Genomic DNA, 14,787 nt, shown 5'->3' with positions numbered 1-14,787 from the left:
CAGCGATCAGCCGGCGAAGGCGAAATAGATCGCGAACACCAGCACGAGCAGCACGATGCCGACGGGCATAGCCCCTTTCCAAGGCGTGAGGTCGACGGCTTTGACATCCTCGTGCACCCAGGCTTCGCGACGTGGGGAGATCTTGCCGATCAGCAGCATGCCGAGCACCAGCAGTACGAAGACGCCGGCGACGAAGTGGTACTGGTTGGTGACGTCGAGGATGGCGTTGAAAGGCGGCACGAAGTAGCCCAGCGCGATCAGTGCGATACCCCCGACGAGGCCGAAGATGGCCGCGCTTTCCGGCACTCGCTTGGTCAGCAGGCCGACGATCACCACCGCCAGAATCGGGATGAAGTAGATCGCGTTCATGGTCTGCAGGTAGTCGAACAGACTGTCCTGGCCTGCCAGAAGCGGCGCGATCGCCATTGAGGCAATGGCCATGATCCAGCCGAACACCTTGCCGACCTTGACCACCTGCTGCTCGCTGGCGTCCTTGCGGAAGACACCCTTGTAGATGCCGAGACTGAACAGCGTCGTGGTGCTGTTCAGCGCCGAGTTGAATGACGACAGGATCGCGCCGACCATCACCGCAGCGAAAAAGCCGGTGAGCCAGGGCGGCAGCAGATTGAAGACCAGATGACCGTAGGCCTGGTCGGGAGAGATGCCGTCGCCGGCGTAGAGCTGGTAGGCAATGATGCCGGGAAGCACGAGGTAGAGCGGGCCAAGCAGCTTGAAGAAACCGGTCAGCAGAACCCCTTTCTGGCCTTCGGAGAGACTCTTGGCCGCGAACGTCCGCTGGATGATCTGCTGGTTGGTCGACCAGTAGAACAGGTTGATCAGGAAGACGCCGGTGAACAGCGTCGGCCATGGCACCTGCTGATCCGGACCGCCGAGCGAGTTCATGCGCTCCGGCTGCGCTTGCTGGATCGCCTGCCAGCCGGCAGCGATGCCGTTGTGGTCACCCACGGCATCGAGACCCAGATAGACGATGACAAAGCCGCCGATGAGCAGGCCCGCCGCGTTGATGGTGTCGGAGACGGCAACGGTTCGCAGGCCGCCGAACAGCGCGTAGACGGCGCCGATGAGGCCGACGCCCCACACAGTGAGCCAGAGCAGCGTCGTGCTGGACTGAATACCGGTGAGAACCGGCAGGTCGAGCATGCCCTGCAGGCCGACAGCGCCGGAATAGAGAATGATCGGAAGCAGGATGACAGCGTAGGCGGCCAGAAAGATCACATTACAGATGAGCTGAGTGGTCGGACCGAAACGCGCCTGCAGCAGTTGAGGCACGGTGGCGATGCCGCTTCTGAGAAAGCGCGGCAGGAAGAACAGCGCCAACAGCACCAGCGCGACCACGGCGACGACTTCCCAAGCCATGACGCTCAAGCCATCGGCGAAGGCGGACCCATTGAGGCCGACCATCTGCTCCGTCGAGAGATTGGTCATCAGCAGCGACCCGGCGATCAGCGGAAAACTGAGGCTGCGCCCGGCAAGAAAGTAACCCTGGGTATTGCTGAGGTCGTCGCGATGAGTGATACGCCATGTGATCAGGGCGACCAATCCCGTGAAAAAGAGAAACGAGATCAGAGTCCAAGCATGCATGAGTGTGTCCTTGTGGAATGCATCCCAGTGGCAGCGTGAAGAACCCGTTGGCCGGGTCTCTTCGCCGCGTCGCCACGTTACCGGCGGTAGTGTTAGTCAACTAACGACAAATCGCCATCCTCCATTTGTCTGACATAGCTTATCGAATGTGTAGGCGTTTGTGTTCCTCTGCCATCGCCGTGAAGGGCGCGCCGATGATCGCCGGTGCCGCGGCGCTGACACGCAGCCAGACGAATGACCTGGGCTTAAAGGCGCGATGGCTTAAGCGCAGTCGGGTGCCAGGCTGGCGGCGCTAGCGCTCGCAAAAGCTGGAAAGGGGCCGCTGCGACAGGGTGACGGACTGGATCAGGCGGCGTGGGGGCAATGAAACACCGGGTGTCGGGGCGGCAGAGAGGGGGTTAGAACGTTAGTTCTTCTATTCGTCGTATTAGTGGTTTTTTTCGACTTTCCTGGCGGATTGTTCCTGCGCACGGTTTAAGAGCGCACTCGACCGGCGGCGGGCAATGACAATCCTTCACGTACGGGGGTAGCTCAAAATCGATGGATGCGCCATCATTCGCCGCCATTATAAGGGGCCGTTCGGTCGATGCGGATAGCGACGCTAGCCACATTAGCCATGTCGTACCGAATGTCGCGAGTCCGTCTTTGATCGTTATCGGACTGGGTAAGGGCTGTAACGCAGGCTTACCTCACTGCCGATACCGCGTGTGCTAGACTGCCGCACTGCGGGGCACGGAGGCTTCGTTATCTCGTCACATCCGTCACGAATCGCGACGTCGTCACCGTTCGGCGCCAGCCTGAGTTGCCTGCTTGCCGGGCGCGATTTGCCGTGTCTTAAACGGCAGCAGCTTCGAACGTTTTGAACTTGTCGATCGCATCGTGCGCGTCGGCAGTGGCCAAGATAGTCATGACAGGAGTATGAGTGTGAGTGAATCGAACCGGCAAAGTGACCTCGGAAGGCGTAAGTCGCTGTTACCGATAGCTGCCCTGGCGGGTCTGCTGCTCGGTAGCGTGGCACAGGATGTGCTGGCCTTCGGTTTCGAAGACGTGGCTGAGAAAGCGCAGGCATTGGCCGAGCAGGGGTATAGCGAGCCTGAGCGCAATCTGCCCGACGCGCTGCGCAACCTGGATTTCGGTGAGTATGACCAGATTCAGTTCAAGCGAGATCGCGACGTCTGGAGCGGTGACGATGTCCCGTTCACGCTGAGCTTCTTTCACGAAGGTATGCACTACGACAGTGCCATCGACCTTCATAGCATCGACGAGCAGGGCAATGTTCGCGATTTCGCTTTCAACTCGAATGACTATACCTACGGCGACCTGGAGCTCTCCGACGAGATCAAGAATGATGACGATCTCGGTATCGCCGGCTTCAAGATCAATTACGACCTGAATGACGGCGAGAGCAAGGACGAGACGATGGTCTTCCTCGGCGCCAGCTACTTCCGTGTGGTCGGCGAAAATCAGGTCTACGGCGTCTCCGGGCGTGGCCTGGCCGTCGACACCGGCCTGACCTCCGGCGAGGAGTTTCCGAGGTTCCGTGAGTTCTGGGTGGTGAAGCCGACTCAGAGCAGCCAGTATCTCACCGTCTTCGCGCTGCTTGACTCCGCCAGCGTCACCGGCGCCTACCGTTTTGTGCTCCGCCCCGGGAGCGATACCGTTGTCGACGTCAAGTCGCGGCTCTTCCTGCGTCGCCCGATCGAGAAGCTGGGTATTGCGCCGCTGACCAGCATGTATCTCTACGGCTCGGCGCAGCCGTCGTCCGAGATCAACTATCGGCCGGCGATCCATGACTCCGACGGCCTGCTGATCAGCGATTCCCAGAATGGCTGGATCTGGCGTCCGCTCTCCAACCCGGCCAAGCTCATGATCAATGAGCAGGCGACACCGGGACTTCGCGGTTTCGGACTCATGCAGCGCGGTCACGCTTTTGATGACTATCAGGATATCGACAACCGCTACGACCTGCGTCCGAGTGCCTGGGTCGAGCCGCAGAACGAGTGGGGCGCGGGCAAGGTCGAGCTGATTCAGATTCCGACGCCCAACGAGACCAATGACAACATCGTCTCGATGTGGCTTCCCGAGACGGCGCCAAACCCGGAGACGCCTGTCGACTTCGATTACCGCTTCACCGTCACCAAGAACGAGAGTCGCTATGCGGACCCCTCGCTTGGCTGGGTCGAGCAGACGCGCCGCTCGCAGGGTGAAGTGATGAAGGACAATCTGGTCCGCGAAGCCGACGGCACGACCGCCTTCGTCGTGGACTTCCAGGGGCCGTCGCTGGCCGGGCTCGATGCTGACGCCAACGTCTCCGTCCAAGCGAGCGTCGGCGACAACGGCGAGCTGGTCTCAACCCGCGCCGTACCGAATCCCGCGACGGGTGGCTGGCGTCTGTTCGTCAAGATCAAGCGCAGCGACAACAACGCGCCGCTGGATATCCGTGCGCACCTCAGCAAGGACAATAAGCGCCTGACCGAAACCTGGTACTACAGGCTCCCCGCGAATGGCTGAGATGAAATCGCCGCAGTCGGGTGCCGCCGATCTCTATCTCGAGCGGCTGGCACTCGAGGCGCAGGATCGAGAAGAGCGGCGTCGGCTGCTGGCGAGCGATCTCGACGTCAACGACATGGCTTCACTGCATGCCGCCCTCGGCGGGCATGAGGTGGATCCTGAAGACCCCGCCGCCCAGTCCGTCGGTCGGCGCCTGGCGCTGGCTTACGCCGAGCCGCCGCTGGCGCCCCCGGAAGTGCTAACGACCGATGAGCAGGGCATCACGCGACTGCAGACGGCGCCGGCGATGAAGCGGACGGCGCTCGCCCCTGAGGCGTGGTCGACCAATCCGTTCGTGCGCGGTGGTCAGCGGTTCAAGAGCTGGATGGGAAGAGGGTTTCGGCGGCGCCAGCGAGAGTCGCGGCCGACGCCCCGGTGGCAGTGGGTGGCGTCGATGCGTCGTTGGGTGCTGCTGGTGCTGATCTTCGGTCAGAGCATCCTGGCGGCCAACCAGATGCGAACCGTGCTGCCAGGCCAGGGCCAGCAGTGGCTCGAGCTGACCATCCTCGGCCTGTTCGTGCTGCTTTTCGCCTGGGTCTCGGCCGGATTCTGGACCGCGCTCATGGGCTTTTTCCAGTTGCTGCGGGGTCAGGACCGCTACGCGATCGACTCTGACGTCGGCGACGAGCCGATTGACGAGGAGGCGCGTACCGCGCTGCTGGTGCCGATCTGCAACGAGGATGTGTCACGCGTCTTTGCCGGTGTCCGCGCGACCCTCGAGTCGTTGCGAGAGAGCGGCAACGGCCAGCATTTCGACGTCTTCATCCTCAGCGATACCTTCGATCCCGATATCGCCATCGAGGAAACGCACGCCTGGCTTGCGCTGTGTCGTGACCTCGACGCGTTCGGTCAGGTGTTCTATCGCCGACGTCAGCGGCGCGTGAAGCGCAAGAGCGGCAACCTGGACGACTTCTCCCGTCGATGGGGCGCGCTGTATCGCTACATGCTGGTGCTCGACGCTGACAGTGTGATGAGTGGGGCCTGCCTGACGCGTCTGGTGCAGATGATGGAGGCTCACCCGGACGCGGGCATCGTACAGACCGCTCCGCGGGCCTCGGGGCGTCTCAATCTCTACGCCCGCATGCAGCAGTTCGCCACGCGAGTCTACGGGCCGCTGTTCACGGCAGGCCTTCACTTCTGGCAGCTCGGTGAGTCTCACTACTGGGGGCACAACGCCATCATTCGTGTCGCGCCCTTCATGCAGCACTGCATGTTGGCCCCTTTACCCGGCAAGGGGTCGATGTCGGGAGAGATTCTTTCCCACGACTTCGTCGAGGCCGCCTTGATGCGTCGTGCCGGCTGGGGGGTCTGGATCGCCTACGAACTCGACGGTAGCTATGAGGAGATGCCGCCCAATCTGCTCGACGAGCTGAACCGGGATCGCCGCTGGTGCCACGGCAATCTGATGAACTTTCGTCTGTTTCTGTCCAAAGGGATTCACCCGGTACACCGCGCGGTGTTCCTTACCGGCCTGATGTCCTATATCTCGGCGCCGCTATGGTTTCTCTTTCTGGTGCTGTCGACGGCGTTGCTGGCAGTCCATACCCTGAGTACGCCCAACTACTTCCCCGAGCCCGGCATGATGTTCCCGGTCTGGCCGCAGTGGGATCCCTCGCTGGCGCTGGGACTGTTCGGCGCGACGGCGACGCTGCTCTTCCTGCCCAAGGTGCTCAGCGTGATCCTGATCTGGATCCAGGGGAGCCGGCAGTTCGGCGGGCCCTTCAAGCTGCTGGTCAGCATGGTGCTGGAGTCCCTCTTTTCGATGGCCCTGGCCCCGGTGCGGATGCTCTTTCATACCCGGTTCGTGCTGACCTCCGTGATGGGCTGGGCGATTCAGTGGCGTTCGCCGTCACGTGAAAACAGCGATACCACCTGGGGCGATGCGATTCGCAATCACTGGGGGCAGGCGCTCCTGGGCGCGGTCTGGGCGGTGGGTGTCTATCTGATGGAGCCGACGTTCCTCTGGTGGATGTCGCCAATCGTTGGCGCGATGATGCTCTCGATTCCGGTGTCGGCGCTGTCGAGCCGCGTGTCGCTGGGCAGCGCCTGCCTGAGAGCGCGTCTCTTCCGGATCCCCGAGGAGTCGCATCCGCCGCGTGTGCTGCGGCGAATGGTGCGTCATCTCGGGCGCATGAATGCCGCGGCGCCCGCGCCGAGCTTCGTTCAGGTCGTGATGGACCCGGTGTCGAACGCGCTGTCGGCAGCACTCGGTATCTCCCGGCATGGGAATTCGGCACCGCTGAAACGGCGCCGAGCGGAGCGCGTCGACGCGGCGGTCTACCAGGGGCCGGCGGCCATGGGCAATCTGGAGCGGCTGGCATTCCTGGACGACCCGGTCATGATGTCGCAACTCCATTTTCGGGCCTGGAATGATCCCAAGGCTCACGCCAGCTGGCACGATTACGGTTTGCCGGCGCGGGAGTCGCTGCGAGTGCCGAGTTTCTAGCGCTAGCCCCGGCTTGCTGCATGAGCCGGGCTTGCGGGCAAATTGGCCAAGGATGACTACGCTTAGAAGGGTAAACGCAGCTTGCCAAGCAGGGTAAGTTCCCGATGAGAATCAAGGAGTGAATCGATGGGCTTTATTCTATGGCTGATTATCGGCGGCATCGCCGGCTGGATCGCAGGCAAAGTGATGCGCGGGGGCGGCTTCGGCATCCTCGGTAACATCGTGGCGGGCATCGTGGGTGCGGTGCTTGGCGGGCTGCTGTTCAGTCTGCTGGGTCTCTCGTCCAACGGCTTCATCGGCTCGCTGGTCGTCGCGACGGTCGGCGCTATCCTGCTGCTCTGGATCGTGTCGAAGGTGAAAAAGGCCTGAAAGGGCGCCGTTTCGTTCACGATGTCGCCTAAAGGAGCCGCGCGCGAGCGCGGCTCCTTTGTTTGCGATTGGCACGGGTTTCAGCGCGACCGAATCGGGTACACTAGCGCTCCTTTCGTTGGCGAGAGATTTACGGAATGTCTGGTACGGCGTCCGCCGGAAGCAAGGAGCGATTCATAGGACTCGAGTGGTTGCGGTTTCTGCTCGGCCTCTACATCGTCATCTTCCATACCCTGCACAGCTATCCCTCCATTAGTGCCTGGTCGCACTACGTGACTGATATCGGTTTCTTCTCGACCAGTGCGTTCTTCGTGCTTTCTGGATTCCTGCTGACGCATGTCTATCTGGATGAGCAGCACCGAATGCGCGAGCCGGCCAAGAGCTTCTGGCTGAAACGCTTCTCCAATCTCTACCCGATCCACATTGGTGCGCTACTGCTGGCCATGGGTGTCTCGGCACTGGTGGGGTATTTGATGATCGCTCCGGGTGACGGCGATATTTCGCTGCGCTTCGTGGTGTACGACGTCAACAATGACATCGGTCAGACGGACTGGAAGAGTCTGAACCACACGATGAGCCCGCTGGAAACCGGGATCAATCTGCTTTTGAATTTCACGCTGCTTCACGCCTGGAATCCCCTCTACCTGACATTCAATCCGCCGTCATGGTCGATTTCGGCGCTATTCTTCTTTTATCTGACGTTTCCGTGGCTGGCCCCGCGTCTGCGACGCCTGCAGAAGCCGCGGCGTGCGATCCTGCTGCTCAATCTTTTGTATCTCGTGCCTCCGCTGATTGTCATCGCAACGACCAATTACGGTGTGCCGGAGACGGGTATCCTGCATCGGAATCCGCTCATTCGTTTGCCGGAGTTCGCCGCCGGCATTCTTCTCTACACGTTCTACGCCAGACGCCGTGACCAGCAGCGGCAGCTAACGACCGGCCAGTGCCTCGGCGCCCTCGCGGGTATCGCGTTAAGCGTGGCCGCGGCGCTCTATCTGCTGGGACGTGGCCACGCCTGGTACTACCTGCTTCACAACGGACTTCTGCTCCCGGCTCAGCTCGTGCTGATCTATCTGGCCGCGCAGTGGGGCGAGCCACGCAGTGAGCGGGTGAGGCGCTGGGCGGCTCGTCTCGGTGGGGCGTCGCTTCCCATGTTTGCCCTTCACGTACCGCTGTTTGCGGTCTTCTCCCGCGTCGAAAGGGTGCTCTCCGGCGATCCGTCGCTTTGCAGCTCGGACTTCTCCGCCTGCCTGGGAGCTGCCGGCGAGCTCCATCTCTGGCTCTATCCGGTCTTTCTGGTGATGACCGTTGCCCTCTGCGTGGTGTTCCAGGAGCGTTTCGTGGTGCGGGTGCGCCGCTTCCTGCTGGAGCGCCTGCTGCAGCGGTCTCCGCGCTCCCATACCGACAAACTCGCGCAACGCTCACCGCGTTAGCCAGTGGCTTGCCCCGTCGGCTACCGCGGGGCTTTGAGGTATACTAGCCCGTCGCGTCGGCGGGCTTTATCGCGCCGCTGGACGTCGTCATTCGGTTCATGAGGTTTTTCTTGCACGACATCCTTCTCCAGTGGTGGGCGCAACAGCTGAAGCTCTGCGGCTGGCCGTCCGTTGCCGATCCCCGAGACGGGCTATCCGTCGAAGCCGTTTCGAGCCGACTGGCCGAGCTGCGTATCGGAGACGCCGATGAATTTGCCTGGCGCCTTTGGGAGAGTGTCTCCGACCGCCGCGAACCGGCACTGTCGAATCTGCTGGCGCTAGAACTTCTCGCCCTGGGAGTGGCGGCCGGGTGGATCGACGGGTCCATCGCGGACCGCTGGTTCGTGCGTGTCGCGCATAACATCGTCAGCGACACCCCCACGTTGAGCGCGTGGTGCCGCCAGTTGAATCGCTTGGGTGACGCTGAGCTCGATCGCCTCATCGGTGAGATGCTTCGCGATGAGCGTCAGGGTAAAGGTCCGCGCTGGGAGCGGGTCTCCCAGCGGCTTGACGCTCATGCACCGGTTATACGCTTGCCCTGGGCGGACGATCTTTGGCGTGCCAGGGCGGTGGTCGCGCCGGTGTTGGCGTGGCCGTTAACGAGGCATGACGGTGAGCGTCAGGCGTTTCGTCAGCGGTTGAAGGTCGAAGACGCTGTCACCAGTCGGGCCAAACTGCTCGAGACGATCGAGTGGCTGACCGTACAGGGGGACCGTTACGGCTGGGAGATGGACGGCTGGCGGCTGCAGCGCGAAGGCGCGAAAAATGCCGAGGCGTGGCTCGCGTCGCTCGGCGAGCAGTGCGACTACGGGGCGACGTTGTTGGCGTTCGTGGATCGCGGTGAGCCCCTGGAGTGGGCAGCGTGGGATTGGCTACGGATGCTGGATCAGGCGTGGCTGGGGTACGGTGCGGGCTGGCTTTCTCAGGAAGAAGCCGAAAGCATCGCGGCGCGTGCCGTTGACCTCCTGCAGTCTCGCTATGCCGACTGGCAAGACGTGGCACGAGCGTATCAGCGGGGTCGCAGTCTCAGCGAAGGGCGCGATCTGCTTGGCGGGTTCGAGCGGGAGTGGCAGCTATTGCTGCAGTCGGAGGACAGTCCGTGGAGCCTGGGGCTGCACGAGACGCTCGACGAAGAGCGTCGCGAGCGCTCGCGCCTGGATCTTCAGGCCTATCATGCCGCGCCCGATGCGTGGGTGCTGGCGATCGCCAGCGTTCGTGAGCCCGAACTCGCCGCGCGCCAGCATCTGCAGCAGCCGGTCGACGCCGCCCGCCGGCGTGACGCGGAACACTACCTGTCTCATGTGCTCGGGCTCGCCGCCGACGAAGGGATTGCCGGGCTATCACGATTCTGGATGCCGGCACAGTCTCACCATCTCAATCAGCTGGCGGCGGACGCCCGCCATGGCGCCGCGTCGCTGAAAGGGCGAGCCCGCTCACGGCTGTCAGCCTGTGCCGACCATGCGGCGACGATTGTCATGGCAGAAAAGTACGCCTTCTATCTGGTGATGGCGTCCGACAGCGGCCGCTATGCGTTGGTCGATATCCAGTCGCTGGCGGCGTCTCTGGCGCATGTGCTGGGAAGCTTCTACGCGGATGTGCCGACCATGCTCGCTGCCTGGGCGGCATGGAGTCCGCTTTTGAACGAAGAGGAGTCGGCGGAAGCGAGCGCACTGCACGACGATCTGGCCTGGCACCGGCATGACCCCGGTTCGCGTTTTCACTGGCTCGGCGCGAGCGGCGTAAGCGGGTGGCGCGAGCCGGGGCCGCGACCGCAGTTGGCGAGGTTTACGGCGCTGTCACTCGCGGGGCCGTTGAACGAAGCCGCGTGGCGGATGCCTCAGTATGCCGGCGAGGAGGAGCGGCGGTCGCTGCGTGACTGGGTCGAGCAGCAGTATGCCTTCCAGAACGCCAAGGACCTGCTCGAATTCCTCGATTTTCTTCTCGAGGCGGGCGATCGTCAGGAGTACGAAATCAATTACGCGCCCTATACCCTCAATCCGGGGCGCCTTGATTCCGAAATCGCCATGCTCGAGACCGGTGATTGCGGTGATGAAGAGAAGGTACATCTTGCCCGCCTTCGTCGCGTTCGCGACAACGCCTGCCAGTGTAATGACGAGGACATGACCGCGTGGGATATCGCCCAGCTGGTCGACCTGGGCACGACCGGGCGAGAGCTGGGCTGGGTCGACGACGCTCAGCTACATGGCTACCTGGACGCGGCGTTGCGTCTGGCGCGTGCGCGATATGCCAGCTGGCAAGCCTACGCGGAGGGGCTTTACAGCGGTTTCGGATTCTTCATGGACGACACACCGGAGCGCGACGCGTTTCTCAACAGTTTCCGCGAAGCATTGAATGCCTGGCTTGTCGCTGATCCGCTGCTGGCAGGGCCATGGGCCAGTCTGGATTTCAGCAGCACCGGCGGGCGGTGGACGCCAATGCACGTCGATGTGTTGATCGGCGAACCGCGGCGCGTTCACTGAGTTTTTGTGCGGCGGGGTCGTCAAGACCGATTTAATGACATATGATCCGGCGTGTGCTACGCGCCGTCTTCGACGGGGCGTCACGTGATTGTGAATCACTCTCCCTAGAACAACGATCGATGATTCGAGCCGAATGCAGGCCGCTCTGGCGGTGACACACTGAATTCGAGTGTCACCACCACAGCGACTCAATTTGTTCGGCGAGAAAGGCTTTTCGTGCCTTGCTCGCCGCTGAAACAGGGCGTCAGCGCCGGCTCGCAGTTCAATGAGGTTGCGCTGAATGTTGAAATGTATGGCCATGGGGCTGGTAGTCGGCTTGACCTTGACGGGCTGCTCGACCTCACCCCAAGAACAACGCGTTAACGCACAGTATTCGCTTCCCCTTGTCTCTCAGCAGACCCCGTCGGCGTCGACGACCGCTTCGAATTCACGGCGATCGGCGCCAGGTTCGGCTCGCGACTATGTGCCGACACAGGTATCGCCTGCGATTATTCGTGATGCGTTGCTCGACGAGCACGAGCGCTGGATGGGCACGCCCTATACGCTCGGCGGCACGTCACGTCGTGGTGTCGACTGTTCCTCGCTGATGCAGCATGTGTTCACCGAGGCGTTCTCGGTGGATCTGCCGCGAACGACGGAAGAGCAGGTCCAGGAGGGGGATTGGGTTTCTCGTACCGATCTCAAAGCCGGCGATCTGGTCTTTTTCCAGCCGCCCGGGCCCTACAATCATGTGGGGGTCTACGTGGGTGACGGCTACTTCCTGCATGCTTCCTCATCGAAGGGCGTCAAGCTCTCGCGCCTCGATAACGTTTACTGGGGACGTTACTACTGGCAGGCGCGCCGACCGATGGAAAGAACGCAGCTGGCGCTTCGTGTCGCGCTATCCAACGAAGGTTGAGTGCGGGGAAGACTCGGGTGGCATAAGCGACGGTCAGCAATAAAAAAGGGCAGCCATTGGCTGCCCTTTTCGGTTTCGCACCGATGCACGGGGCATCGGGCTCGAACGCGGTTTCAGTGCTCGTGACCGCCTTCACCATGGACATGGCCATGGGAAACTTCTTCTTCAGTGGCTTCACGGACTTCAGTGATTTCCACGTCGAAGTTGAGCTTTTCGCCGGCCAGCGGATGGTTGCCGTCGACAGTGACAGTGTCACCCTCGACCTTGGTCACCGTGACCATCAGCGGGCCTTCCTGGGTTTGCGCCTGAAACTGCATGCCCGGCTGGACTTCATCGACGCCCTGGAAGGCATCACGCGGCACTTCCTGGACCAGTGCCGGCTGAACTTCGCCGTAGCCTTCGGTCGGCTCGACGGCAACCTGAAGCTTGTCGCCGCTGTTGCAGCCTTCGAGCTCTTTCTCGAGACCCGGGATGATGTTGCCGGAACCGTGGAGGTAGGTCAGCGGATCGCGTCCTTCCGAACTATCCAGCACTTCGCCCGAGTCGTTGGTGAGTTTGTAGTGGAACGCAACTACGGAATTCTGTGCAATCTGCATCTGACGACCTTCATATTTGAGCATGTTATCCCATTTTAACGTGCCATCTGGAATCTGTCAGGTGCGCGCGCCAACGGGGCTCGCCGACAGTTGCGCCGGTCATGGCCGGTGAGTACCCTTCAGATCAGACAAGACACAGTGACCGTTAGGGTGAGGAGAGCCGTATGACCATTGTGGTGGTTTGGCTGATCGTGTTCGGCGTGGTGCTGGCGCTGGCGCTCAAGAGCTGGGAGGGGATGCTGGGACGAGTGGTCACGCGTTGGCTACCGGCATCGCTAAGAAGCGGTGATGATCAGGACCGCTGGGTGGTAGCGGTGGCGCTGGCGGTGCTTGCCGCTACCTTCATCGTTGCGCCCATCTCCATGATTCTGACGCTGATCCTGATCGCACTGCTGGTCTGGCTTGGCGTCAAAGTGGGCCCGTGGATCATGAAGAAGGTCAAGCTGCACTGAGCCTGTTGCCGGCCTATGGCCGTACCGAAATATGACAGTCCAACGCCGACGGGCNNGCGCCCGTCGGCGTTTTCGTCGGGCCTTGCATAGCGAGGGTGATAGCCGGCGCGGGGACTACAGCCAGGTAGAGAGCGTCAACGAACCAAAGCGGTCGGCGGTCTCTTGGCCGTCGAACTCATGAGTTCGCCAAAGCGCACTGTAGGTGATCTGCCAGCGATTCCAGGAGAGGGCGAGACCCGCTTGCACATCGCCGACCCAGTGGCGTCGATCGACGGATTGACTGTCCTCGAAACTGTTGCCGTCGAGCAGCAGGTTCTGGAACATGCGGCGGCCTTCGAGATTGGCGAAGAGATACCAGTTGAAGCCGCTGTGATTGTCGAAAAAGACTCGGCTGCCATTAGAGGGCGCGACGGCAGGAATGCCGAAGCTGTTGTCGAGGCCTTGGCCTAGTCGCGCGCCTAGCCCCGCCGCAACGTAGGTATAGAGGTTGCCTGCGGCAAAACCCGCTGACGGCCCATATTCCGCTTCCAGATTGTCGAGGCGACCCTTTTTCCACCATGCCTTGCGATAGGCAACATTGAGGAAGGGCTCGTTGTGCAACTGGTTATGCCAGCCCTCGGGCTCCTCACTGTCGACGAGGTGATGAAAGTTCTTCTGCACGAACTCGCCCCCGGCACCAGGACCGATCAGGCCGGCATCGAGGTAGACACCGCTGGTATGCCGCCAGTCGTTTAACTGCTCGTCACTGAAAAGCGTCATGCCGGCGTAAAGAACGCCGGCATAGGGGCGGTCGTCTTCAATGGGTTCGGACACGTCGATGTCTTCCGGCGTATAGATCTGCTGGCCGAAGCGGTAGGAGGTCGCGGTCAGTGAATCACGGCTCCAGCCGGGGACGAGGTCGGCCACGGCGCGCGTCCAGTGATCCTGCGCGGGCTCGAACGTCCAGTCGGCTTCGAAGCCATTGGTGTAGTGACCATCACCGCCGCTGGCGAAGATATCGTTGTCGGTTTTGAGCGTGAGGATACCGTCGGCATTAGCGCTGCCGGCGAGAAGTACCAGTGTGAGTCCAAGCCCCGCACGCGATACTGTCAGTCTTGCGCCCGGTAGGCCGAGTTCCTGCATCATTGTGCAACATTCCCTGTCATGATGATTATCAGCCAACATACGATAGCGTATGTAAACTCGCGGCAACAGTCGCAATCGCTACTCGGCTAACGAAAAACGGCGCCCGAAGGCGCCGTTCTCTATCGCTGTCGTCTCGCGACATCGATCTCGTCATGCTTAGTAGGGCGCGACGCTCACGCTTGAACCGCTGGCGATCAGACGGACACGCTGGCCCACCTGCCAGTTACGGTCGGCTTTCTGCACGACCACAACGTTCTGACCGCTGTCCTGACGAATCTCGAGTTCGTAGCCGTCAACGCGATCGGTCGCCTGCTCAACCTTGCTACCCGCGATCGTTCCGCCGATGGCGCCGGCCGCGGTCGCGATGGTCTTGCCCGAGCCACCGCCGACCTGATTGCCCAGCAGGCCGCCGATCACAGCGCCGCCCAGGCTGCCCAGGATGCCCTGGCCTTCACCGCCCTGAATCTGCACGGGACGAACTGACTGGATGGTACCGTAGGTCACGGTCTGCGCGGTCTCGGCCTGATTGCCGCGGTAAACGTCACCGGAGTAGGTAGAGGTGTTGGTGCAACCCGCCAGGGCCAGAAAGCTCATGGCCAGTGCAGGTAGGAGAAGTCGTTTCATGTCGAGAATCCTTTTGACAGCGCGGTGGCTTAACACGGAAATAGTAGAACAGTGTTTCGTAATGCGTCCAGTCTTTGCATCGGCTTACCGCCCGCTTTCCCGTGTTTGCCGTCTGGACGCGAGTTCGAGGCGCGGTACGCTCGACTGCCAGTGTAGAAGGCCACTTACCTGTC

Annotated in this window: 11 protein-coding genes; 7 read left to right on the top strand and 4 right to left on the bottom strand. The window is 61.7% G+C overall.

Annotated elements, in window-relative coordinates:
- Nucleotides 1–6: 6 nt before the first annotated feature.
- On the bottom strand, nt 7–1,602 hold the full coding sequence (locus DOM41_RS16625) for a solute:sodium symporter family transporter (RefSeq protein ID WP_110687952.1): 1,596 nt from the start codon (nt 1,600–1,602) through the stop codon (nt 7–9).
- A gap of 924 nt (nt 1,603–2,526) precedes the next feature.
- Between DOM41_RS16625 and DOM41_RS16620 the strand changes: the two genes are divergently transcribed.
- The 6 genes from DOM41_RS16620 to DOM41_RS16595 all read left to right on the top strand — a co-directional run bounded on the left by DOM41_RS16620 (nt 2,527) and on the right by DOM41_RS16595 (nt 11,817).
- The gene (locus DOM41_RS16620) at nt 2,527–4,113 is read left to right on the top strand and encodes a glucan biosynthesis protein G (protein ID WP_245391889.1); all 1,587 of its coding nucleotides are present in this window, start codon (nt 2,527–2,529) and stop codon (nt 4,111–4,113) included.
- Nucleotides 4,106–6,598 carry a glucans biosynthesis glucosyltransferase MdoH gene (mdoH, locus tag DOM41_RS16615; RefSeq protein WP_110687950.1) on the top strand — a complete coding sequence of 831 codons (2,493 nt, stop codon included), beginning with the start codon at nt 4,106–4,108 and terminating at the stop codon, nt 6,596–6,598. Before DOM41_RS16620 ends, mdoH begins: the two co-directional genes overlap by 8 nt.
- Before the next feature lie 126 nt (nt 6,599–6,724).
- Entirely contained in the window at nt 6,725–6,967 is a 243-nt protein-coding gene (locus DOM41_RS16610; RefSeq protein WP_110687949.1) for a GlsB/YeaQ/YmgE family stress response membrane protein, read from the top strand.
- 137 nt (nt 6,968–7,104) lie between these two features.
- Nucleotides 7,105–8,400, top strand: coding sequence for an acyltransferase family protein (locus DOM41_RS16605; RefSeq protein WP_110687948.1), 1,296 nt, complete (start codon nt 7,105–7,107; stop codon nt 8,398–8,400).
- Between the two features lie 110 nt (nt 8,401–8,510).
- The gene (locus DOM41_RS16600; protein WP_245391888.1) at nt 8,511–10,919 is read left to right on the top strand and encodes a DUF1266 domain-containing protein; all 2,409 of its coding nucleotides are present in this window, start codon (nt 8,511–8,513) and stop codon (nt 10,917–10,919) included.
- Nucleotides 10,920–11,382: 463 nt separating this feature from the next.
- On the top strand, nt 11,383–11,817 hold the full coding sequence (locus DOM41_RS16595; RefSeq protein WP_342588161.1) for a C40 family peptidase: 435 nt from the start codon (nt 11,383–11,385) through the stop codon (nt 11,815–11,817).
- 113 nt (nt 11,818–11,930) lie between these two features.
- On the opposite strand, the gene slyD is transcribed toward DOM41_RS16595, so the two are convergent.
- A complete protein-coding gene (slyD, locus tag DOM41_RS16590; protein WP_110688060.1) occupies nt 11,931–12,413 on the bottom strand; it encodes a peptidylprolyl isomerase in 483 nt (160 codons plus the stop codon).
- Nucleotides 12,414–12,577: 164 nt separating this feature from the next.
- Here slyD and DOM41_RS16585 point away from each other — a divergent pair, with 164 nt between their 5' ends.
- Complete coding sequence (locus DOM41_RS16585; RefSeq protein WP_110687945.1) at nt 12,578–12,865, top strand: hypothetical protein; 288 nt, start codon at nt 12,578–12,580, stop codon at nt 12,863–12,865.
- Between the two features lie 114 nt (nt 12,866–12,979).
- Here DOM41_RS16585 and DOM41_RS16580 read toward each other — a convergent pair whose 3' ends face one another.
- Complete coding sequence (locus tag DOM41_RS16580) at nt 12,980–13,990, bottom strand: lipid A deacylase LpxR family protein (RefSeq protein WP_223161008.1); 1,011 nt, start codon at nt 13,988–13,990, stop codon at nt 12,980–12,982.
- Between the two features lie 156 nt (nt 13,991–14,146).
- The gene (locus tag DOM41_RS16575; RefSeq protein WP_110687944.1) at nt 14,147–14,614 is read right to left on the bottom strand and encodes an outer membrane lipoprotein; all 468 of its coding nucleotides are present in this window, start codon (nt 14,612–14,614) and stop codon (nt 14,147–14,149) included.
- Between the last annotated feature and the right edge of the window lie 173 nt (nt 14,615–14,787).

The sequence above is a fragment of the Salinicola aestuarinus genome, from assembly GCF_003206645.1.
GTDB lineage: Bacteria > Pseudomonadota > Gammaproteobacteria > Pseudomonadales > Halomonadaceae > Salinicola > Salinicola aestuarinus.
This window is presented reverse-complemented; position numbering and strand designations above follow the sequence as displayed.

Coding starts and splice junctions, on each gene's coding strand:
- DOM41_RS16625 (WP_110687952.1), bottom strand. CDS start 1,602: ATGCATGCTTGGACTCTGATCTCGTTTCTCTTTTTCACGGGATTGGTC.
- mdoH (WP_110687950.1), top strand. CDS start 4,106: ATGGCTGAGATGAAATCGCCGCAGTCGGGTGCCGCCGATCTCTATCTC.
- DOM41_RS16610 (WP_110687949.1), top strand. CDS start 6,725: ATGGGCTTTATTCTATGGCTGATTATCGGCGGCATCGCCGGCTGGATC.
- DOM41_RS16605 (WP_110687948.1), top strand. CDS start 7,105: ATGTCTGGTACGGCGTCCGCCGGAAGCAAGGAGCGATTCATAGGACTC.
- slyD (WP_110688060.1), bottom strand. CDS start 12,413: ATGCAGATTGCACAGAATTCCGTAGTTGCGTTCCACTACAAACTCACC.
- DOM41_RS16585 (WP_110687945.1), top strand. CDS start 12,578: ATGACCATTGTGGTGGTTTGGCTGATCGTGTTCGGCGTGGTGCTGGCG.
- DOM41_RS16580 (WP_223161008.1), bottom strand. CDS start 13,990: ATGATGCAGGAACTCGGCCTACCGGGCGCAAGACTGACAGTATCGCGT.
- DOM41_RS16575 (WP_110687944.1), bottom strand. CDS start 14,614: ATGAAACGACTTCTCCTACCTGCACTGGCCATGAGCTTTCTGGCCCTG.